Annotated in this window: 22 protein-coding genes and 1 pseudogene; 11 read left to right on the top strand and 12 right to left on the bottom strand. The window is 55.4% G+C overall.

Annotation, left to right across the window (positions count from 1 at the left end):
- Nucleotides 1-44: 44 nt before the first annotated feature.
- The gene (locus N8E89_RS02700) at nt 45-1,034 is read right to left on the bottom strand and encodes a zinc-dependent alcohol dehydrogenase family protein (RefSeq protein WP_262261073.1); all 990 of its coding nucleotides are present in this window, start codon (nt 1,032-1,034) and stop codon (nt 45-47) included.
- A 102-nt stretch (nt 1,035-1,136) separates the two neighbouring features.
- On the opposite strand from N8E89_RS02700, the gene N8E89_RS02695 reads away from it, so the two are divergent.
- The gene (locus N8E89_RS02695; RefSeq protein ID WP_262261072.1) at nt 1,137-2,036 is read left to right on the top strand and encodes a LysR family transcriptional regulator; all 900 of its coding nucleotides are present in this window, start codon (nt 1,137-1,139) and stop codon (nt 2,034-2,036) included.
- A gap of 86 nt (nt 2,037-2,122) precedes the next feature.
- On the opposite strand, the gene N8E89_RS02690 is transcribed toward N8E89_RS02695, so the two are convergent.
- Entirely contained in the window at nt 2,123-2,296 is a 174-nt protein-coding gene (locus N8E89_RS02690; protein WP_162707068.1) for a hypothetical protein, read from the bottom strand.
- A 559-nt stretch (nt 2,297-2,855) separates the two neighbouring features.
- Between N8E89_RS02690 and N8E89_RS02685 the strand changes: the two genes are divergently transcribed.
- Both N8E89_RS02685 and N8E89_RS02680 read left to right on the top strand, forming a co-directional pair.
- Nucleotides 2,856-3,356, top strand: a complete 501-nt coding sequence (locus N8E89_RS02685) for a type III secretion system chaperone family protein (RefSeq protein WP_100001028.1) — start codon at nt 2,856-2,858, stop codon at nt 3,354-3,356.
- Between the two features lie 31 nt (nt 3,357-3,387).
- Nucleotides 3,388-3,723 carry a tRNA-binding protein gene (locus tag N8E89_RS02680; protein WP_262261071.1) on the top strand — a complete coding sequence of 112 codons (336 nt, stop codon included), beginning with the start codon at nt 3,388-3,390 and terminating at the stop codon, nt 3,721-3,723.
- A 95-nt stretch (nt 3,724-3,818) separates the two neighbouring features.
- On the opposite strand, the gene N8E89_RS02675 is transcribed toward N8E89_RS02680, so the two are convergent.
- From N8E89_RS02675 to N8E89_RS02660, 4 genes and pseudogenes are all read right to left on the bottom strand, one after another.
- The gene (locus N8E89_RS02675; RefSeq protein WP_410010393.1) at nt 3,819-3,953 is read right to left on the bottom strand and encodes a hypothetical protein; all 135 of its coding nucleotides are present in this window, start codon (nt 3,951-3,953) and stop codon (nt 3,819-3,821) included.
- A 64-nt stretch (nt 3,954-4,017) separates the two neighbouring features.
- Nucleotides 4,018-5,313: a sensor histidine kinase gene (locus tag N8E89_RS02670; RefSeq protein ID WP_262261804.1), complete on the bottom strand. Its 1,296-nt coding sequence runs from the start codon at nt 5,311-5,313 to the stop codon at nt 4,018-4,020.
- Between the two features lie 172 nt (nt 5,314-5,485).
- Nucleotides 5,486-6,215, bottom strand: a pseudogene (locus N8E89_RS02665) (response regulator).
- 50 nt (nt 6,216-6,265) lie between these two features.
- On the bottom strand, nt 6,266-6,769 hold the full coding sequence (locus N8E89_RS02660; protein WP_106664015.1) for a MarR family winged helix-turn-helix transcriptional regulator: 504 nt from the start codon (nt 6,767-6,769) through the stop codon (nt 6,266-6,268).
- A gap of 248 nt (nt 6,770-7,017) precedes the next feature.
- Here N8E89_RS02660 and N8E89_RS02655 point away from each other — a divergent pair, with 248 nt between their 5' ends.
- From N8E89_RS02655 to N8E89_RS02645, 3 genes are all read left to right on the top strand, one after another.
- Nucleotides 7,018-7,908 (top strand): branched-chain amino acid aminotransferase, encoded by an 891-nt coding sequence (locus N8E89_RS02655; RefSeq protein ID WP_113172150.1) that lies wholly within the window; start codon nt 7,018-7,020, stop codon nt 7,906-7,908.
- A 134-nt stretch (nt 7,909-8,042) separates the two neighbouring features.
- Entirely contained in the window at nt 8,043-8,354 is a 312-nt protein-coding gene (locus N8E89_RS02650; protein ID WP_106664013.1) for a hypothetical protein, read from the top strand.
- Between the two features lie 111 nt (nt 8,355-8,465).
- Nucleotides 8,466-9,110 (top strand): MBL fold metallo-hydrolase, encoded by a 645-nt coding sequence (locus N8E89_RS02645; protein WP_106664012.1) that lies wholly within the window; start codon nt 8,466-8,468, stop codon nt 9,108-9,110.
- Between the two features lie 47 nt (nt 9,111-9,157).
- Here the strand turns inward: N8E89_RS02645 and N8E89_RS02640 are convergent, their stop codons facing one another.
- From N8E89_RS02640 to N8E89_RS02630, 3 genes are all read right to left on the bottom strand, one after another.
- Entirely contained in the window at nt 9,158-9,577 is a 420-nt protein-coding gene (locus N8E89_RS02640) for a BA14K family protein (protein ID WP_262261070.1), read from the bottom strand.
- Between the two features lie 321 nt (nt 9,578-9,898).
- A complete protein-coding gene (locus N8E89_RS02635; protein ID WP_099998216.1) occupies nt 9,899-10,114 on the bottom strand; it encodes a cold-shock protein in 216 nt (71 codons plus the stop codon).
- A 392-nt stretch (nt 10,115-10,506) separates the two neighbouring features.
- Nucleotides 10,507-11,349 (bottom strand): transglycosylase SLT domain-containing protein, encoded by an 843-nt coding sequence (locus N8E89_RS02630; RefSeq protein WP_410010351.1) that lies wholly within the window; start codon nt 11,347-11,349, stop codon nt 10,507-10,509.
- A 140-nt stretch (nt 11,350-11,489) separates the two neighbouring features.
- On the opposite strand from N8E89_RS02630, the gene N8E89_RS02625 reads away from it, so the two are divergent.
- Nucleotides 11,490-11,930, top strand: a complete 441-nt coding sequence (locus N8E89_RS02625) for a Kazal-type serine protease inhibitor domain-containing protein (RefSeq protein ID WP_315975672.1) — start codon at nt 11,490-11,492, stop codon at nt 11,928-11,930.
- Between the two features lies 1 nt (nt 11,931).
- A complete protein-coding gene (locus N8E89_RS02620; RefSeq protein ID WP_262261069.1) occupies nt 11,932-12,633 on the top strand; it encodes an HAD family hydrolase in 702 nt (233 codons plus the stop codon).
- On the opposite strand, the gene N8E89_RS02615 is transcribed toward N8E89_RS02620, so the two are convergent.
- Both N8E89_RS02615 and N8E89_RS02610 read right to left on the bottom strand, forming a co-directional pair.
- Nucleotides 12,634-14,151: a helicase HerA domain-containing protein gene (locus N8E89_RS02615; protein WP_262261068.1), complete on the bottom strand. Its 1,518-nt coding sequence runs from the start codon at nt 14,149-14,151 to the stop codon at nt 12,634-12,636. It lies immediately after the preceding gene.
- A 125-nt stretch (nt 14,152-14,276) separates the two neighbouring features.
- The gene (locus N8E89_RS02610) at nt 14,277-15,287 is read right to left on the bottom strand and encodes a Rossmann-fold NAD(P)-binding domain-containing protein (protein WP_262261067.1); all 1,011 of its coding nucleotides are present in this window, start codon (nt 15,285-15,287) and stop codon (nt 14,277-14,279) included.
- A 202-nt stretch (nt 15,288-15,489) separates the two neighbouring features.
- Here N8E89_RS02610 and N8E89_RS02605 point away from each other — a divergent pair, with 202 nt between their 5' ends.
- On the top strand, nt 15,490-16,020 hold the full coding sequence (locus tag N8E89_RS02605) for a TetR/AcrR family transcriptional regulator (protein ID WP_262261066.1): 531 nt from the start codon (nt 15,490-15,492) through the stop codon (nt 16,018-16,020).
- 97 nt (nt 16,021-16,117) lie between these two features.
- Here the strand turns inward: N8E89_RS02605 and N8E89_RS02600 are convergent, their stop codons facing one another.
- On the bottom strand, nt 16,118-17,161 hold the full coding sequence (locus N8E89_RS02600; protein ID WP_262261065.1) for an aldo/keto reductase: 1,044 nt from the start codon (nt 17,159-17,161) through the stop codon (nt 16,118-16,120).
- Nucleotides 17,162-17,281: 120 nt separating this feature from the next.
- Between N8E89_RS02600 and N8E89_RS02595 the strand changes: the two genes are divergently transcribed.
- Complete coding sequence (locus tag N8E89_RS02595; protein WP_262261064.1) at nt 17,282-17,638, top strand: TetR/AcrR family transcriptional regulator; 357 nt, start codon at nt 17,282-17,284, stop codon at nt 17,636-17,638.
- Between the two features lie 5 nt (nt 17,639-17,643).
- Nucleotides 17,644-17,832, top strand: a complete 189-nt coding sequence (locus N8E89_RS02590; protein ID WP_262261063.1) for a hypothetical protein — start codon at nt 17,644-17,646, stop codon at nt 17,830-17,832.
- Nucleotides 17,833-17,841: the final 9 nt, after the last annotated feature.

The following is a 17,841-nucleotide window of genomic DNA, read 5'->3' as shown; positions in this document are numbered from 1 at the left end:
CGGTCCGGCGCATCAACGCGTTTCGGACCGAAGATCACGGAATGTCAAAGGGTCACGACAATCTTCCCTAGTTGTTCATTTGACTCCAGAAAGCGATGCGCCTCTACGATCTGGTCGAACGGAAAAATTCTGGCAATTACTGGCTGTAGCGAACCGGATATCAACCCATCGACAATGAACGTCTTGGCGGCCTCCAACCGTGCCGGATCCCGGACGATCTCATGGATGAGGTAACCGCGCAGCGTCAGACTCTTGCTCAGCACGGTGAACAGCGGGAAGGGGGTAGGATCTGAGCCCAAGCCGCCGTATTCGATGAGAATGCCACCCCGTGACATTGCAGCCGTCAGCGGCTCGATTAATGGGCCGCCAACTGCGTCGAACACAACCCGTACGCCCTCAGTGCCGGTGATTTCCCTTAGCCGGGCCTCCAGATCATCCTCCGCTGAAGCGATGACATGCGCTGCACCTAACTCGATCAAGGCCTGCTTCTTAACACACGTCCGTGTGACCGCGATCGGGGTCGCGCCAACCAGGTTGGCAATCTGGATCGCGGCAAGGCCGACACTGCTGGATGCGGCGGTAATGACGACAAAATCCTCCCTGCGGAGTTGGGCAATATCGATCAGCGCCCCGTAGGCCGTGACATACTGCATCCAGACGGCTGCCGCGCGTTCCCAGCTCAGTGACGGCGGATGCCTAACAACGATCTCGACAGGAAATGTCGCAAGCTCACCATAGGCTGGCCAGCGGACCATCGACAGTGGCGGAACAACGCTAACGGCGTCGCCCAGTGCGAAACCGTGCACGTCTGCGCCCACCGCCTCGACGATGCCGGCCGCCTCAAGGCCAAGACCGGATGGCAATGGCGGCGGCTCGATATACGAGCCCGAGCGCATCAAGGCCTCGGCGCGGTTGAGGCCAAGCGCCTTGACGCGGATTTGAATCTCGCCGCGGCTGGGCGGGGAAACATCGACGTTTTCAATGCGCAGGACCTCGGGACCACCATGCTTATGAAAGCGAATAACGCGCGTCATTGCCATAACTCCAAAAGATTTTGACATAATAAGCTATAGCTGCTGGCATTATTGCAATAAATTGGCTTGTATGAAGAACAGTCGAAACCAAGAGTTTTGAATATGGATCGCCTTACAAGTATGGCCGTATTCGTTAAAGCTGTGGACCTGGGCTCGTTCGCGGGGGCCGCGGCCGCACTCAATCTGTCCGGACCAATGGTTGGCAAGCACGTCCAGTTTCTGGAACAGCGTCTCGGCGTGCGACTTATCAACAGGACCACCCGCCGCCAAAGCCTGACAGAGTTCGGACGCGCTTATTATGAACGCTGCCGGGTGGTGCTCGCGGAAGCCGAAGCAGCGGATGCGCTGGCGTCCGACCACCTTTCCGATCCCTGTGGAAGGCTGCGTGTCACCATGCCGGCATTATTCGGCAGGCGCTGCGTTGCGCCCATCCTGCTGAAACTTGCACAGCAATATCCCATGCTGGAACTTGATCTGTCGTTCAATGACCGCATCGCTGACCTGGCTGAGAATGGCTATGATCTTGCCATCCGCACCGGCAGTCTGGAGGGCAAGGCCGGTATGATCGCGCGCCGCGTCGCACGCCAGCGCATGATCGTTTGCGCGTCGCCATCCTATGTGGAGATGTACGGCCGGCCACTGGAGATCGCGGCGCTCAGCACACATCATGCGATCATCTACAGCCGCTCAGGCCGTGTACGCCCATGGCTGTTTCCCCGCAATGATGCGCCTCCAATGGAGGTCTTGCCAATCAGCCGGATACGGCTCGACGACATGGACGCTATCGCCGATGCTGCAACCGCCGGCATGGGGCTCGCCTGGCTGCCGCGCTGGCTCATCAGGGAGCGCATTGAGGCGGGCACACTAATCCCAATGTTACCGGATCAGCCCGAATTTCTTTACGACTGCTACGCCCTATGGCTGCAGACACCTCATTTGCCGCTGAAGGTTCGCCTTGCTGTCGATGCGTTGGCGGCCGCATTGCCCGAGTTCATGACATGAACAGACGCGATCGGTCCCGCTGCTCCACGGATTTCGTGATATTTTCACGCCACATGATTTACTGGGTTTTCGAACCCAATTTTCAGTCAGGCGTTGCTGCTTTTCGCCAGCTGTTGTTCGCCTGCTGCGATCGCCTCTTCTTCTGTTTCGTACGGTCCTACCTTTGGGCCCTGTTCGCCACCAGTGGTGATCACATAATACCATTGTCCGTCATCATTCTTTTGGCTTGCGGACACAGTCGTACTTGTTTCGCTGGACATCGCCGGTCTCCTTTGAGTTGGCAAGAACATCAGTCTAGATGGTGTGGATATCGGATATATGACGGACATTTCAGGATCGCCACCGCGCGATTGTCACCGAGCAAGAACGCTATTTTTTGGGGCAATCAAAATCGCCGCTTCCCGAGCTTGGACCTCCGCGCGAAGGATGCTGCGGTCCTTGCGGGTATTTTCTTGATATTTCCACCGCCCAATCCGCAATCCCCAAAATTAATCTTAAGAATTTATCAACAGGTGGAAATCGCCGAAAATCGTTTTCTTAGAGTCAGTTAAAGGCAGGTTGTGAATCCTTTTGGGAGCGTCTGTCCACACCCATTCTCGCCATTCGATCAAAAGGGGACTGGCGCTCGGACTCAGCATCAATACACTGAAATTACAGCATGATTCGTTTCTAGGATCATGTAGCGGTTATTCTGGTTCTTAACCGTGGTCCGGTTGGTGCGTTCTTCCTGCCGGTGAGTTTTCAAGCGTTTGTGTCATTCGGGTGGGTGCGCTGTGCTCCCGCAGCGTCATATGAGATTCGATTTAGCAGGTAGTGGCGATGAGCCTTCTGGAAATAGAAATTGCGCGCGATTTGCATCCGGTTGATGTGATTGAGCATGTAGCCCACGCCAACGAATGGGCGTTCGAGCGCACTGGGGAAGATGAAATTGCCATCACTGTCGAGGGGAGCTGGACCGACTACCAGATTTCCTTTTCGTGGATGGAGGATTTCGAAGCGCTGCATCTGGCTTGCGCCTTTGATATTGCCGTGAGCGAGCCGCGCGTCAATGAAGTGATGCGTTTGCTGTCACTCATCAACGAACAGCTACTTATGGGCCATTTTGATCTTTGGCGGCAGGAAGGAGCGGTCATGTATCGCCAGTCGCTGCTGCTCTCGGGTGGAGCCGAGCCGACGAGCAAACAGGTCGAAGTGCTGCTCTCCAGCGCTTTGGACGCCTGCGAGACCTATTTTCAGGCTTTCCAGTTCGTTGTCTGGTCAGGTTCGACAGCCCGGGAATCGCTCGACAGTATACTGTTCGAGACGGTAGGTTCAGCCTGAGCGAAACCAGATCAATTCAACGGTTGAGTTTATGACCATCAGTTTTAACGATTTTGAGAAAGTGGATATTCGCGTCGGCACTATCGTCGAGGTGGAAACCTTCCCCGAAGCACGTAAGCCTGCGTTCAAACTGAAAATCGATTTTGGAGACGAAATCGGCATCAAGAAATCCTCGGCGCAGATTACGAAGCATTATACGATGGACCAGCTGCAGGGCCGCCAGGTCATGGCAGTGGTGAATTTCCCACCGCGCCAGATCGGGCCATTCATGTCGGAAGTTCTGACCCTCGGATTTCCGGATGAGGAAGGAGCTGTTGTCCTCGCTGCCATAAGCAAGCCCGTGCCGAATGGCGGCAAGCTGTTCTAGAATCTCCTGCGAATAGCTACACCACTGAATCAATTCCCCTTGGAATTGTGCCAATGGCGTAGCTTTGTCAGCGCTCGGGTGGAGCTGACCTGACGCTAAATTGTCTTCGCTACCATCTCCTTGGCGATATAGTCCGCCTGCCGGATCGCGAGACTGACAATCGTCAGCGTCGGATTTTCTGCACCGCCGGTTGTGAACTGGCCGCCATCCGAAACAAACAGAAATTGCACCGCCCAATCGTCCAGCACTGGTTGGTGAGCGAGCCGCGTAAGGCCTGATTGACCCTGATTGCGACTATGCCGGTATTCGGACGACCGCCCGCAAACCACCTTTCGGGCTCTCATCGAGTGAGATGTCGCCGCCATGGCTGCGGGCAATGTCGAGTGCGATGGCGAGGCCCAACCCGGTTCCGCCTGCATCCTGGTTGCGTGCTTCATCCAGCCGGAAGAAGGGTTTGAATACTTCATCGCGCATTTCCTTTGGGATGCCGGGGCCATCGTCGTCAATGGTGATTGTCAGCCAGCCCTCGCGATGATCGGCGGTGACGGATGCGTTGGTCGCATAACGGAACGAATTCGAGACAAGATTGGAAATAAGGCGTGAGAATGCGTTCGGGCGGACCTGAATTTCTGGCTCGCCCCGGATGCTTGACTCAAATCCGCGCTCCAGCAACGCACCTTCTTCCTTCAGTTTGGCAAAGAAGCGCTCCAGATTGAAGGTTCCCGTCTCTTCTTCGGCCTCACTGCGGGCGAATGCCAGATAGCCTTCCAACATGGACTGCATATCCGCGATATCCTGCTCCATGGCATCGGTATCGACTTTGTTACCCACCAGGGCGAGTTGAAGTTTAAATCGGGTCAGGATAGTGCGTAAATCGTGGCTGACACCGCTGAGCATAGTCGTGCGCTGCTCAATCTGCCGTTCAATGCGTTCGCGCATGACGATGAATGCCGCACCAGCACGGCGTACCTCTTCAGCACCACGCGGCTTGAAGTCGGGTGGCGGTGCGCGCCCCTTGCCAAAGCTGTCGGCCGCCGTCGCGAGTTGCTGTATCGGTTTGATCTGGTTACGAAGAAACAGGATTGCAATGGCAAGCAGGACAAGCGCAGAACCCGCCATCCAGACAAGAAAAATCAGGGTGTTTGATGCGTAAGCCTGACTTCGGCGGGCAAATACGCGCAAGACCTTATCCTCCAGCTGGATACGGATCTCTACCAGGTCGGAATCACCAATCGTATCGATCCAGAAGGGACGGTTGATCTGCCTGGTAATCTCCTCACCCAAGATGCTGTCAAGAATCGAAAAGAACGGCTTGGGACCAGGTGCGGGCAGCGGATCAGCCGGGAGAATCGAGATATTGAGCGCCAGTCTCTCACGCGAGATCCGGATCAGATTCTCGTAGCCCGGGTCTTGGGGATAGGTGTCCATGAGATCGATGATACCGGCAATGTCACGAACCACCGCTGTGGACAGGCGTTGCGTAACAGTTTGCCAATGGCGCTCCATGAAGACAAAAGCGATAACGGACTGGAGTAGTACCATTGGTGCGATAATGATGATCAGCGAGCGCGCATAGAGCCGTTTTGGCATCCAATGCGCGAGCCATCGCGTCAGCTTCCGCCATGGGGCAAGGAGGGTGCTTCGCTTGCGCCGCCAGTGGCGCTTTCTGACTGCCAATGCGCGTTTTGCGGAGTCGGTCGTTGCCATCTTGTCGGTATCCGCTTGCGCACTCGGTTCATAGCGTGGTGTAGATCTTGTCTTGCTACTCCACGCTCAGTTTATAGCCGACGCCGCGCACCGTCTGCAACCAAACAGGATTGGCAGGATCGTTCTCGATCTTGCGGCGCAGGCGGTTGATCTGCACATCGATCGTACGCTCGCCGACATCGCCTTCCTGCCCAGTCAACTCATGGCGTGGTACCGTTTCCCCGGCCCGTGCCGCGAAAATAGCCATGATATCCTGTTCCCGATCCGTCAGGCGGATCAACTCCCCTGAGCGCTTGAGTTCACGTTTGGCGATTATAAACGTATACGGGCCAAATACGATCTGCTCGATCTTCGCCTGCGTAGCGGGGGCACCTCGCCGCAGGATATTATTGATCCGGAGAATTAGTTCACGCGGATCAAAAAGGCTTTGGCAAGTAGTCATCCGCTCCTGCTTCCAGTCCGGTGATGCGGCTGTCGGTTTCCGATAGAGCGGTCAGCATGAGGATCGGGACAGTCTTTTCCTTGCGCAACGACTGGGTCAGGGCGACGCCGCTCTCCCCCGGCATCATCACGTCAAGAATGAGAAGATCAAAATCGATTCCCGCAAGCTTACGGCGAGCGTCGTCTGCGTTGGCAGCCACCGTAATGCGAAAGCCGCTGCCGGTGAGATATTGCGACAGAAGATTTCGAATTCGGGTGTCGTCATCAACAATGAGCAGATGTGGCGCATCGTCTGAAAGTGGAAGTTCGTCACTCACCAATGTCGGTCCTCTTTTTTCGGGCATTCGCTTTCGTGCCCCTGTTCATCGAAACGAGTGGCAGGGTCCGCATGGTTCTACCCTGCCTTCGGTAAACTGTCGATCTGTTGCCATTGGGCGGGGTTCACCATGGCCTTAAGGAAATGCTCAATGATGATCCGATCAGAATGACCGATTTGATCCAATGCACTGGTAATGCGGCGTGATTGCGGTGCCGCAAGCTCCAGTGCGAGGTCGCGGCCCTTTGGTGTCGGGTAAAGTTCGCGCTGGCGCCGGTCCCGTGGACCGGGAATCTGGACGACATGGTCTGTGTCAATAAGTTGCTTGAGTACACGGGCAAGGCTTTGCTTGGTAATCTGAAGGACATCCAGCAATTCCGCCACCGTCATCCCGGGTTTACGGTTTATGAAGTACAGAACGCGATGATGCGCCCGGCCAAATGAAAGCTTCTCCAGGATCATGTCCGGATCGGCGGTAAAGTCACGGTATGCAAAGAAAAACAGCTCAATGATGTCGAGTTCTCTCGCATCTTTCTTGGTCAGGGCTGTCTCGATATGTCTATCTGGTGTATAAGATTTCATGCAGGGTTCCCGCTCTTGTCCGAAAATTATGTCAGTCTTATTGACTTAATTTTAGACTGCTGATAATTTTTGGCAAGCTGTTGGCTACATTTTGAATTAAACGAAAAGCCAATAAGTGTTTCTGGGACATTTTCCTTATTGAAACGCCTATTGGTGCCGTGGGCAATGTACACCAATTGGTAATCGGGACCAGTTAGTGCAGGCTCAAACCCGCAAAATTATCAGGAATCAAACGCCTGGAGGAAAACATGGCATCCGTTCCATTTGATCAGCTTGAAGGTTACATCTGGATGAATGGCGAATTCGTTCGCTGGGCGGATGCAAAGATTCATGTGCTGACCCATGGCTTGCACTATGCTAGCTCAGTCTTCGAAGGGGAGCGCGCCTATGGCGGCGAGATCTTCAAGCTTAACGAGCACACCGAACGCTTGCACGAATCGGCAAAGATTCTTGGATTCAAAATACCTTTCACCGTTGAAGAGTTGAATGAAGCAAGCCGCAAACTTCTGGCCAAACAGGGATTCAAGGATGCCTATGTCCGTCCGATCGCGTGGCGGGGCAGTGAATCGATGGGCGTCGCGGCCCAAGCGAACAAAATCAATGTCGCGATAGCCATCTGGCAATGGCCAAGCTATTTCGATCCAGCACAGAAACTTAAAGGCATCCGCCTTGACCTTGCGGAATATCGCCGTCCAGACCCTAAAACAGCCCCATCCAAGTCCAAGGCCGCTGGCCTTTACATGATCTGCACGATCTCCAAACACGCCGCCGAAGCCAAGGGCTATGCTGACGCCCTGATGCTCGATTGGCGTGGCCAAGTTGCCGAAGCAACCGGTGCCAACGTGTTCTTCGTCAAGGATGGCGTCATTCACACGCCGACGCCCGATTGTTTCCTCGACGGTATTACGCGCCGCACAGTTATCGATCTGGCAAAGCGCCGTGGATATGAAGTTGTCGAACGGGCCATAATGCCGGAGGAACTGGAGAGTTTCGAGCAGTGCTTCCTTACAGGCACTGCCGCTGAAGTTACTCCAGTTTCGGAAGTCGGCTCGTATCGTTTCACGGTGGGCGAAATTGCTGTCAATCTGATGAATGATTATGCTGCTGAAGTAATGCCAAAGAAAGCAGCTGCGGAGTGATCGAAAGTAGAATGCAAAATAGTCTTGGATACCTTCGAATAGAGGTATCAAGCTGTTTGACATTGCTTAAAACTTAGTCAACATGAGACAGGTCAGGCATGAGTCTGGCTTGAAACGTTGACGGGGTGTCAATCATGGAAGCGCTTCTTCCTATTATTATCCAGCTTATCTCGGGTGGTGTCGGCGGAAATATTGTCGGCGGCCTTCTAAAAAACCTGAGCCTCGGCACAACAGGCAATACTGTTGCCGGCGGTATTGGCGGACTTATCGGTGGTTATTTGACGCAATTCCTCGGTTCCGGTGGTGCTGAAGTCGTGGCAAATGCAGCAGCATCGTCGGGTCTGGATCTTGGCTCGATCATCGGACAAGTCGCCGGCGGCGGTGTGGGCGGCCTTATTCTGACTGCGATTGTTGGGGCAATCAAGAACTCTATGGCCAAGACCTGATCCTATCGGAAAGCAAACGATTTCGAGGGCGGTCCATGACCGCCCTTTTCATTTGAGTGCACTTTGCAGTAGATACTAAATAAGATTGATCTAGCATGGGACTATCGTGAAATGGGACAATTGCAGGCCGGTATTATTCCCGTTACGGCGTTCCAGCAGAATTGCACGATCCTTTTTGACAGTGACGACAAGCATGGTGTTCTCATCGATCCAGGCGGGGACAATGATCAAGTCCTGAATGCAATCCAGTCAAATGGCATCGTGGTTGAAGCCATCTGGATTACGCATGGCCATATCGATCATGCGGGCGGGGCTATGGACATGAAGGATGCGCTTGGCGTCGACATCATCGGGCCGCACGCAGCGGACCGTTTTTTGTTGGATAGTCTGGAAGCAAAGGCCTTGCAGTATGGCATTGCGGACAAGGTTCGTAACTGCACCCCGGACCGGTGGTTGAACGACGGTGATACGGTGTCGTTTGGTTCGCATGCCTTCGAAGTCCTGCATTGTCCGGGCCATGCGCCGGGCCATGTCGTTTATTTCAACCGGGTGGCCAAGTTTGCCCATGTGGGCGATGTCCTGTTCAACGGATCGGTGGGGCGTACGGATTTGCCGGGTGGCGACCACGCCGCCTTGATCAACTCCATCAAGACAAAGCTGTTGCCGCTCGGAGACGATATCGGATTCATCTGCGGACACGGGCCTGGCGGGCGTTTTGGCGAAGAGCGCCGCACTAATCCGTTCCTGCAACCATAAAAAAACCGCCGGTCTCCCGGCGGCTCGTCGAAGCTATCCAAGCAACATCAGTTGGCATTGCAGAAGTAGTCGCCTCCATCATACCCTCGGAATGTGCCGGTTTCCGGGTTGAACGAGCGATATCGATCTGAGCAATAACGGTACCATTCACGGGACCATGGCTCCAGAGAACCGTAGTAGCGTGGTGCCTCACGATATACGCGAACAGGCGCGGCACGGTAAGCCGGGCGATAGCCATCGTCATAATCGCGGTAAATAACTTCCGGTTCACGCGGTTGGGCAAGGACACTGCCGAGTACGGCGCCGGCCGCAAGGCCGATTGCGCCGGCCGCCAATGCGTCGCCGCCGTTGTCGTGGTGGTGATGGCGGCGCCAGCGCCAATCGTCTGCCGATGCTGAGCTGAGGGGTACCATGACCGTTGCAAGAGCGGCGGCTGCAAGGACGGCAATTTTCGTGCCTTTGTTCATTTGTGCCTCCTTTGAAGCATCCTTGGCGAAGCGATTATATGCTTGCCTGATAGTGTTGGGCTGGACTTAGGTGAGGGCGCCAGCCGTGGTGTCTGTTTTATCCGCATGAGCATGAATGCAAGCTGAACGGACATCGCAGGAATTCATTCCACGTCACTCCTGACGGGAAGAGAAAGCACACACAAATTCAGCAAATCCAAGGCAGCGAAGCGCAAAAGCTTCAACTCGGCGACTGGCCACTCGGGCGCGCCACAAAATTTAAGGAACGGAAATCCCCGATTCCTGACCGGGGATCTTTCTGACGGTGTTAGCCGCCCAGTATTATTCAGTGACCGAGATATTGACGGCCTTTGGTCCCTTGCCGCGACGATCAGGCTCGGTATCAAAGGACACCTTCTGATTGTCTGCGAGACCTGTGAGTCCGGAAGCTTGAACGGCGGAAATATGAACGAAAATATCCGCTGCGCCGTCATCCGGCTTGATAAAGCCAAAGCCTTTTTCACTGTTGAAGAATTTGACCGTACCGGTCTGTGCCATGCTTCGTTCCTTTTCCTTACTTACCGCGTTCCCCTCCGGGTTTGCGGGATTGGTAGAGCCGTCTTCTGTGAGATACATCCAACGGAAATCATGCAGGCAGTTCTCGAATTCAGGAAAGGAGCCGATCATTGCCGAGATTTCTCCCGACCCGGTATTCTTGCGGTTCCGGCGCGCCGTTCTTCCAGTCTTCCAGTGTTCGCAAATGCCCGAACACATTGAGACTGCTAGAATAAGTGTTTTTTGGCAAGCAAAAGTTTTTCTATCATTTAGACGACTATAACGAACGACATTGCAGCCTACATACTTAGGAGTAGGAAATTTCTTTAGGCATTCCCGATGGGGTACCTTTCGACATCATGGAAATTGCGTGAGCCTGGCCCCATCCTTGACTGCTATCGATTGCGCAGCACGATGCAGGCGCCCCCGGCATTATGCAGCTGGGCACAGATTTGATTGGCTTCGTTTCGGCTGTCTGCACCGATGCGTACCGCATAGATACCACGCCGTCCCAAGGCGGAACGGTAGCGGCTGATCACTGGTTCATGCTGGTTCAAAATGGCTGGAAAGCTTCGGCGCAAGCGCTGAAGCTGACCGACAGCGGCCGAACGGCGGAAGTTTCCGGCAATCTGGATACCCCACGGCTTGGGCTTGATCTGAGCCATGGCAATCGTGGAAAAGCGGACAATGGGCAACTGGCGGCACGCCGCATCGAAACTGAGCTTGGCGTTGAGGGGGCGTGCGTTTATTTCGGTTCCAGCAGCAAAATCGTCTGCCGAATGCCCCGTAATGTCGAGGACATATTCTTCCGTTTCGAGTGGGAGAAAGCCGCCGCTGGAAAGCCAATTTGCCACGCGCGTCGGGCCAGCATTATAAGCCGCAGCTGCCAGACCCCAATTACCGAATGATCTGCGGAGGTCCTTCAAAAGCGCAGCGGAGGCTGGTAGTGCCTTGGCAAAATCGAAGGGATCGTCCAGATTTCGCTCCTTGGCGGTCTCGGGCATGAACTGCGCGATACCTTGAGCACCAACAGGGCTTGTCGCCGACACGTCGAAACGGCTCTCTTTCCAAATCAACCTTGCAAAAAAATCACGTGGGACCCCATGGCCATCGGCCTGAGTCGCGATGGCTGCGCAGATTTGGCCAACGGTTGGCACCGGTGGCTGCACTGGCGTTGAAACGGACGGATTGTCCGCAGACCACGCATTGAGCGGGGGCATGAGGACGAATGCTGCCATCAAGCTGAGCCGTCTGAGCCTGTTCACTCCGTAGTCATCCCCTACGTGCACCTGCGCACAGGCATAAAGCACAGCGATATTTCTGATAAGAGGTATAGCGCAATGATTCCATTGTTTTGATCTGATTGCGCAAGGTTTGAATGAAGGGAGATGTGATGCAAGCGAAGCCGAGGAATTTCCTGAGAATTGGTGCGATAATGGCTGTGGCGGTCATAGCCGCCAATTGTACCGTTTCGGCAGAGGATAGCGGGCCGCACCATCCGCGGCCAGAGCGGCCGCAGATTTGTACACGCGAATATGCGCCGGTTTGCGGCGTTCGTAATTCCGAGCGCCAGACATTCGGCAATGCTTGCGAAGCACGTTCCAAAGGTTATCGTATTATCGGTTCTGGGAAATGCAGTTTTCAGGACAGACCGGACAGCGGCTGGGACGGACGGCCCCATAGACCCGAGCAGCCCCGCATGTGCACACAGCAATACGCGCCCGTATGTGCCCGCCGCGGCAATTCCGTCCAAACTTTTGGCAATACCTGCGAGGCTGGCAACGCGGGTTACCAGGTGATTGGCGAAGGACGCTGTTGATATGCCTAATTCCATTACAACAATCGGCTTCGACGCAGATGACACACTCTGGCAGAACGAACAGTTCTTCCGGAGCTCGGAAATGCACTTTACGGATCTATTGTCTGCTCATGTCGAGGTTGCCGGCCTGTCCGAGCGATTACTTGCCATCGAGAAGCGTAATCTCGATGTTTATGGATCTGGAATCAAGGGATTCACACTCTCATTGATCGAAACGGCAGTCGAAGTAACGGAAGGTCAGGTTCCAGCTTCGGTCATCGCCGAGATTCTGGCCGCCGGTCGGGAAATGCTGCGTCATCCGGTTGAAACTTTACCGCATGTGCAGGAAACGCTGGAGCAACTGGCCGATCAATATCGACTCGTGCTGATCACGAAGGGCGATCTGTTTGATCAGGAACGCAAGCTGGCGCAATCGGGGCTCGGTGATTTCTTCGATGCGGTGGAAATCGTCAGCAATAAGCACAGAGAAACGTACGAACGGATTTTCAGTCGTCATGGCGATGGTGCGGAACGAGCCATGATGATCGGCAACTCGCTGAAATCCGATGTGGTTCCGGCGATAGAGGCTGGTAGTTGGGGCGTGTTCGTACCGCACGAATTGACATGGGTACTCGAACATGTCGATGCGCCAGTTGCCGAGCCGCGTTTCCGGGAGATCAGGCATCTGGGAGAATTGGTACCGCTTCTGGTAGAGATCGATTGATTATTCAGCGGCGTGCTGTTCTGGTGTGACTTCGTCGGGACCATTCGGATCACCGGCTGCTGTCTCACGGCCGAGATCCGGAAAGGCGACGACGCGGTTGCCGGTGAAATCGGTGCGAACGACAATCAAGCCCTGTTCTTCGAAATAGGTGAGAAGCCGTCGGGCTCGCCTGGCCGAATGCGTGCCATAGGCGCGGGCCAATGTCGCATCCGACGGGCAGGGACTATTTGTGACCGCAGCTTGCGCCACAATGAAGAATACGCCCTGAACATCGTCGGGCAGGGCCTTTGACAGCTCCAGCGCCTGCTGCCATGGCTCGCTTTGCGCCGTTTCTCCGTCAATACCAGCCCGAGCGACCGCTAGTCTGCGACGAAACTCGGGAAGTGCCAGTGCTTCGCCCGGTACACGGCGAATACGGCAACGGACGAGAAAGTCCTGGTAGAGGACGGCATCAGTGCGGAAGGAAGCGTCGGGATCATTCAGCATTTCATGCATCACTGAATCGATCCGATCATTGCGCTCCGCTTGATCAATCTCCGGAAAAAGCGTCAGCGCAGGAGCTTCGGCTTGTACGAGGGCTTTGGCTTGCGTGAGCTGATTCAAAATGTCGGCAGTGGGGGTCGGTATTGGCGGAGGAGGCGTGCGGCGGACAATGGCACGCCGCTCTTCCGGTGCCGGCGTGAAGATCAAATCGTGGGCGTCTTCACCCGGCTGAGGCAGTGGCGTCAATTTTGGGCTCGATGACCGGGCAGAGGTCTCCACCGGTCCGATTGTGACGGCCAGTGGCTTGCGTGAAAGCGCTGGTCCCAACGCAACGAAATGACCGCGCGCCAGATCACGAAATTGTTCTGCTTGGCGCCGTTCCATCCCAAGAAGGTCGGAAGCACGGGCCATGTCGATGTCGAGAAAAGTGCGTCCCATCAGGAAGTTGGATGCTTCGGCGGCCACGTTCTTGGCCAGCTTGGCCAGACGCTGGGTGGCGATGACACCGGCGAGGCCCCGCTTTCGGCCGCGGCACATCAGATTGGTCATGGCGCCGAGGGAGAGCTTACGCGCCTCGTCGGAGACTTCTCCGGCAACGGCTGGCGCAAAAAGCTGCGCCTCGTCTACAACGACGAGCATCGGATACCAGTAGTCCCGCTCAGCATCGAACAAGCCGCCGAGAAAGGCCGCAGCACAGCGCATCTGTTGTTCGACATCCAGCCCTTCGAGGTCAAGTACGACGGAAACCCGGTGCTGACGAATACGCGCGGCAATACGGGTCAGCTCATTCTCCGTACGAGCGCCATCGACAACCACATGGCCGTACTTGTCGGCCAGCGTGACGAAATCGCCCTCCGGATCGATAACACATTGCTGCACCCACTGGGCGCTTTGTTCAAGCAGGCGGCGCAACAGGTGCGATTTGCCTGATCCAGAGTTGCCTTGGACGAGCAGGCGGGTAGCCAGAAGCTCTTCCAGATCGAGCATGGCTTTCGCGCCGGCTGGCGCCGCTCCCATGTCGATATCGACCTTCATCGTTTCTCCAAGCGTTCGAGTGATTCCACGCGCGAGGTGGCGCGCGCGGAATCCTTAGCATCCCTTTGCTGTTCAGGAGAAGGCCATGCGGCACTTCCAGACGGAAACCCACAGCTGGTTTGGCATCAGCTTTGCCGAAACAATGCGCCGAATTCCTTCATGCGCCGCACGACATATTCCGGATCCATCAGCAAGTCGGGGAGATAGAGGCCGGGTTTGACCGGTTCACCGCCATGCAGACCAAGAAGACGTTCGATACCTAGTGCGACATGCAGCGCCGTAAGCGGAGCCTGACCCTCTGGATGGACGATATCAAGACGCTGGTGCACCTTTTCGCCAGTCAACAGATCGCCACTGGTCTCGACAGCTATCTCCGTGGAAAAAGCGTTGCCCCGTCGTCTGCTCGCAGACACGCCATAGACAAGATCGAAACGTACGGACTTTGCGTCAGTTGCGGTGGCGAGGCTGAGTACGTCAAGCGGCGAGTACGCGTTGGCTTCGACGTCCGTGCCGTCTATATCGGTATATCGCCGTGTGGCTGCTTCCCCTTTGATCCAACGCCAATGTCCGTCTTTGAGTTGCAGGGGATTGGGTGCGGATTGCGTGAGCCGCTGATAATCCGCAAAAGCTGCGGGGCCGCCCATGTCCTCTTCGTCAAGCACGACAGTGATCGTGATATTGTCGATGGTACGAAAATCACGCGCGACCTGAAGTGCCGGGAAGGTTGCGGCACCCGCCAACCAGTTGCTCGCCATGAGGATTGGGGCACGTCCGGGGTTGCGTATGGCCAGTGCCATTTCCGGTCCGACCTCGAATACCCCGCTGGAAACACTTAGATATGGCAAGCCATGGGCCTGTGCATATTTCATGCTGTTAAGCGTTTCATCCTTCACGAAGACGGCAACCGCGCTATAGCCAGTCCCTTCTCCCTGGCCGAGATCGTTGCGCTCGAGATCAACCTTGACAGCGAAGGCATTGCCGACGACTTCGGCAATGTTTTGCGCCCTGTTGGTATCGCGGCCGCCGATAGCAATCGGTAGATCCGGGTGAAGCTGGCGCAGGATCTGCGCGGCTTTTGCTCCAACGATACCCGAACCGCCGATGATCAGAACAGGTTTTGTTTCGAGTAATGACATGACCTCGACTCCTTCTTGAAACTGGACAATGGTGAATGCGAGGGGCGATTCCACTCGCTCCTTGTATTATTACTAATAGTAGGTTACTAATAGTAATAATACAAGGGCCTCAATCCGGAATTCTGACGTTCATGAAGGGTCGAGCCGTATGGCGACAGTTTCAGCTAAGAAAATGCCGAAGGCTCAGAGACGTAATCAGCTTTTGAGTACGGCGCTTTATATAATTCGGGAGCAGGGTACGGATGCTCTGACGCTCGGCTATCTGGCCGAGCGGGCTGGCGTGAGCAAGCCCATTGCTTACGAGCATTTCGGGACCAGAGCTGGCCTGCTGATTGCCCTTTATGAGCAATTGGATCAGCGGCAGGTTGACGAACTTGTTGCTGCGATCGAGGAAACGCCAAAACAGCTTGACGACATTGCACGCGTCATGAGCGATGCGTATATGGCGTGCTACCGTTCTATTGGCCCTGAATGGTCCGCGATATCGGCAGCACTCAAGGGCGATGAGGCGATGGAGAGATTTCAGGCAAGCCTGATCGACGGCTACGTCGACCTGTATTGCAAAACCCTGTCGCCCTATGCTGCTTTGCCTGCGATCGAACTTCGTTTGCGTTGTGTAGGAATTGTCGGCGCAGCAGAAGCGATTTCGAAGGAGATGATGCGCGGCAATCTCGACGAAGCGTCGGCTGCACGTGTGTTGCAATCGCTAATTGTCAAATGGCTTTCCATCTGAACTCCACCATCGGCGTCAGTCTGCCTACTGCTGCACTGGGCTACTCTCGTTGCGCGTCGGCACCAATAGTGCCGTGATCAGACACCAAACACCCGCATCAAATCAATGGCGCGGATGAGAGGTCGAGAAGCTCGAGTTTGCCACCTGCAAGTCTTTGCTTCGTCCGGGCATTTGTCAGCAATTCATGTGGCGCACCAAGGGGGATGGCGCTCACTTTGTCGAGCCGGTCGATATGTTCCGCGGTGAGGACAAGCGACGCGGCAGCGAGATTGTCGCGCAGCTGCTCGACGGTTTTGGGACCTATAATCGGCATCACACCTTTGGCGGCAACCCAGGCAATGCCGACATGGCTGGGGGCTGCGCCGATCTCATCGGAAATCGCCAGCAATTCGTCGATAATCGCGGTTCGCTGCGGGCTGTCTTCGTGCTGGATAACGACCCCGAGGCCCGTAGCACGACCTTCTTCGCCCCTACGGTACTTGCCCGTGAGCAATCCTCCTCCAAGCGGCGACCAACCAACCGTACCCAGCCCGAAGCCCTTCGCCATCGGTAGCAATTCACGTTCTGCGCTGCGTTCCACGAGACTATATTCCGTCTGGAGACCGGCCACCGGTGTCCAGCCGCGCAGGGATGCGATGGTCGCGCCACTGGCAATGCGCCAAGCCGCGAAGTTGGAGAAACCGGTGTATATGATCTTGCCAGCCCGGACGAGGTCGTCGAGACCGCGAACGATTTCTTCAATCGGCGTCATTTCATCGGACATGTGCACCCAGAGCAGGTCGATGCGGTCTGTCTTCAGCCGTTTCAGACTGGCTTCAACTGCCTGGATCATGGATTTACGGCTGTTACCGACGGCGGAAAGACTGGGATCCGCCGATGCGCCATGCGAGTATTTAGTAGCGAGCACGAAGCTATCACGCTCCGGGGCGATGAATTCTCCTATCATGCTCTCCGACTGACCAAACTGGTAACTGTCCGAAGTATCGATGAAATTTCCCCCGGCTTCGGCATAGCCGTCGAAGATTGGCCGCGCGATGTCGGGTGTGGAACCATAACCCCAACCGGTACCGAAATTTCCAGTGCCCAATGCAAATTCCGAAACGCGGAGACCAGTGTGATTGCCAAATAGCTTGTAGCGCATGACGTATTCTCCCTTTCGCTGCTGCCTGCCGCAGTCGAACTTAAATGATGATCATAATGATTGACTATAGATGACGGTCATCATATAAAAAGTCAACAATGTTTTTGAGAGGGTCGTTGCATGCGTGTCAGTCGAGAACAGGCAGCCAAGAACCGGGAGCGGATCATTGATATTGCCAGCCGGGAATTTCGCGAGAAGGGTTTCGATGGGATCGGCGTGGCAGACGTTATGAAAAGTGCAGGTCTGACACATGGCGGCTTCTATGGCCATTTCGCATCCAAGGATGACCTTATCGCGGAGGCCTGCGCCGCTTCAATGGATCGGTCGGCCGAAAAATGGTCGCAGCTTGCTGAAACATCGCCGGACGAAGCCTTTGCGGCGATTGCAAATTCCTATTTGTCGAAGGCCCACCGGCACTGGCCCCTGATATCGCCCGACAAAGCGGGCCTGTGCGCAAGCGTTTCAGCGAGGGGATAGGTACCTTGCTTGACATCCTTGCCAAGGCAATTCCGGGACAATCCGACGCGGCCAAGCGTGAGAAAGCCCTGACCACCATGGCGGGTCTTGTAGGCACGCTGGTCCTGTCGCGTGCCGTTGACGATCCTAAATTTGCCGATGAAATTCTGAACGCAGGGCAGGCGGCCTTCGGATCCGGCGAAACCGCCCAATAGATCCAAAAA

It is taken from the genome of Phyllobacterium sp. A18/5-2, from assembly GCF_025452215.1.
In the GTDB taxonomy this organism is placed as follows: Bacteria; Pseudomonadota; Alphaproteobacteria; order Rhizobiales; family Rhizobiaceae; genus Phyllobacterium; species Phyllobacterium sophorae.
The sequence above is the reverse complement of the archived record's forward strand: the minus strand, read 5'-3'. Positions and strand labels throughout refer to the sequence as shown.

Bases quoted from the DNA above. Each gene is read 5' to 3' on its own strand.
- N8E89_RS02615 (WP_262261068.1), bottom strand. From the start codon at position 14,151: ATGAAGGTCGATATCGACATGGGAGCGGCGCCAGCCGGCGCGAAAGCC.
- N8E89_RS02620 (WP_262261069.1), top strand. From the start codon at position 11,932: ATGCCTAATTCCATTACAACAATCGGCTTCGACGCAGATGACACACTC.
- N8E89_RS02625 (WP_315975672.1), top strand. From the start codon at position 11,490: ATGAAGGGAGATGTGATGCAAGCGAAGCCGAGGAATTTCCTGAGAATT.
- N8E89_RS02630 (WP_410010351.1), bottom strand. From the start codon at position 11,349: ATGGCAGCATTCGTCCTCATGCCCCCGCTCAATGCGTGGTCTGCGGAC.
- N8E89_RS02690 (WP_162707068.1), bottom strand. From the start codon at position 2,296: ATGTCCAGCGAAACAAGTACGACTGTGTCCGCAAGCCAAAAGAATGAT.
- N8E89_RS02635 (WP_099998216.1), bottom strand. From the start codon at position 10,114: ATGGCACAGACCGGTACGGTCAAATTCTTCAACAGTGAAAAAGGCTTT.
- N8E89_RS02680 (WP_262261071.1), top strand. From the start codon at position 3,388: ATGACCATCAGTTTTAACGATTTTGAGAAAGTGGATATTCGCGTCGGC.
- N8E89_RS02600 (WP_262261065.1), bottom strand. From the start codon at position 17,161: ATGCGCTACAAGCTATTTGGCAATCACACTGGTCTCCGCGTTTCGGAA.
- N8E89_RS02695 (WP_262261072.1), top strand. From the start codon at position 1,137: ATGGATCGCCTTACAAGTATGGCCGTATTCGTTAAAGCTGTGGACCTG.
- N8E89_RS02610 (WP_262261067.1), bottom strand. From the start codon at position 15,287: ATGTCATTACTCGAAACAAAACCTGTTCTGATCATCGGCGGTTCGGGT.
- N8E89_RS02645 (WP_106664012.1), top strand. From the start codon at position 8,466: ATGGGACAATTGCAGGCCGGTATTATTCCCGTTACGGCGTTCCAGCAG.
- N8E89_RS02640 (WP_262261070.1), bottom strand. From the start codon at position 9,577: ATGAACAAAGGCACGAAAATTGCCGTCCTTGCAGCCGCCGCTCTTGCA.
- N8E89_RS02670 (WP_262261804.1), bottom strand. From the start codon at position 5,313: ATGCCAAAACGGCTCTATGCGCGCTCGCTGATCATCATTATCGCACCA.
- N8E89_RS02650 (WP_106664013.1), top strand. From the start codon at position 8,043: ATGGAAGCGCTTCTTCCTATTATTATCCAGCTTATCTCGGGTGGTGTC.
- N8E89_RS02655 (WP_113172150.1), top strand. From the start codon at position 7,018: ATGGCATCCGTTCCATTTGATCAGCTTGAAGGTTACATCTGGATGAAT.
- N8E89_RS02685 (WP_100001028.1), top strand. From the start codon at position 2,856: ATGAGCCTTCTGGAAATAGAAATTGCGCGCGATTTGCATCCGGTTGAT.
- N8E89_RS02660 (WP_106664015.1), bottom strand. From the start codon at position 6,769: ATGAAATCTTATACACCAGATAGACATATCGAGACAGCCCTGACCAAG.
- N8E89_RS02700 (WP_262261073.1), bottom strand. From the start codon at position 1,034: ATGACGCGCGTTATTCGCTTTCATAAGCATGGTGGTCCCGAGGTCCTG.
- N8E89_RS02595 (WP_262261064.1), top strand. From the start codon at position 17,282: ATGCGTGTCAGTCGAGAACAGGCAGCCAAGAACCGGGAGCGGATCATT.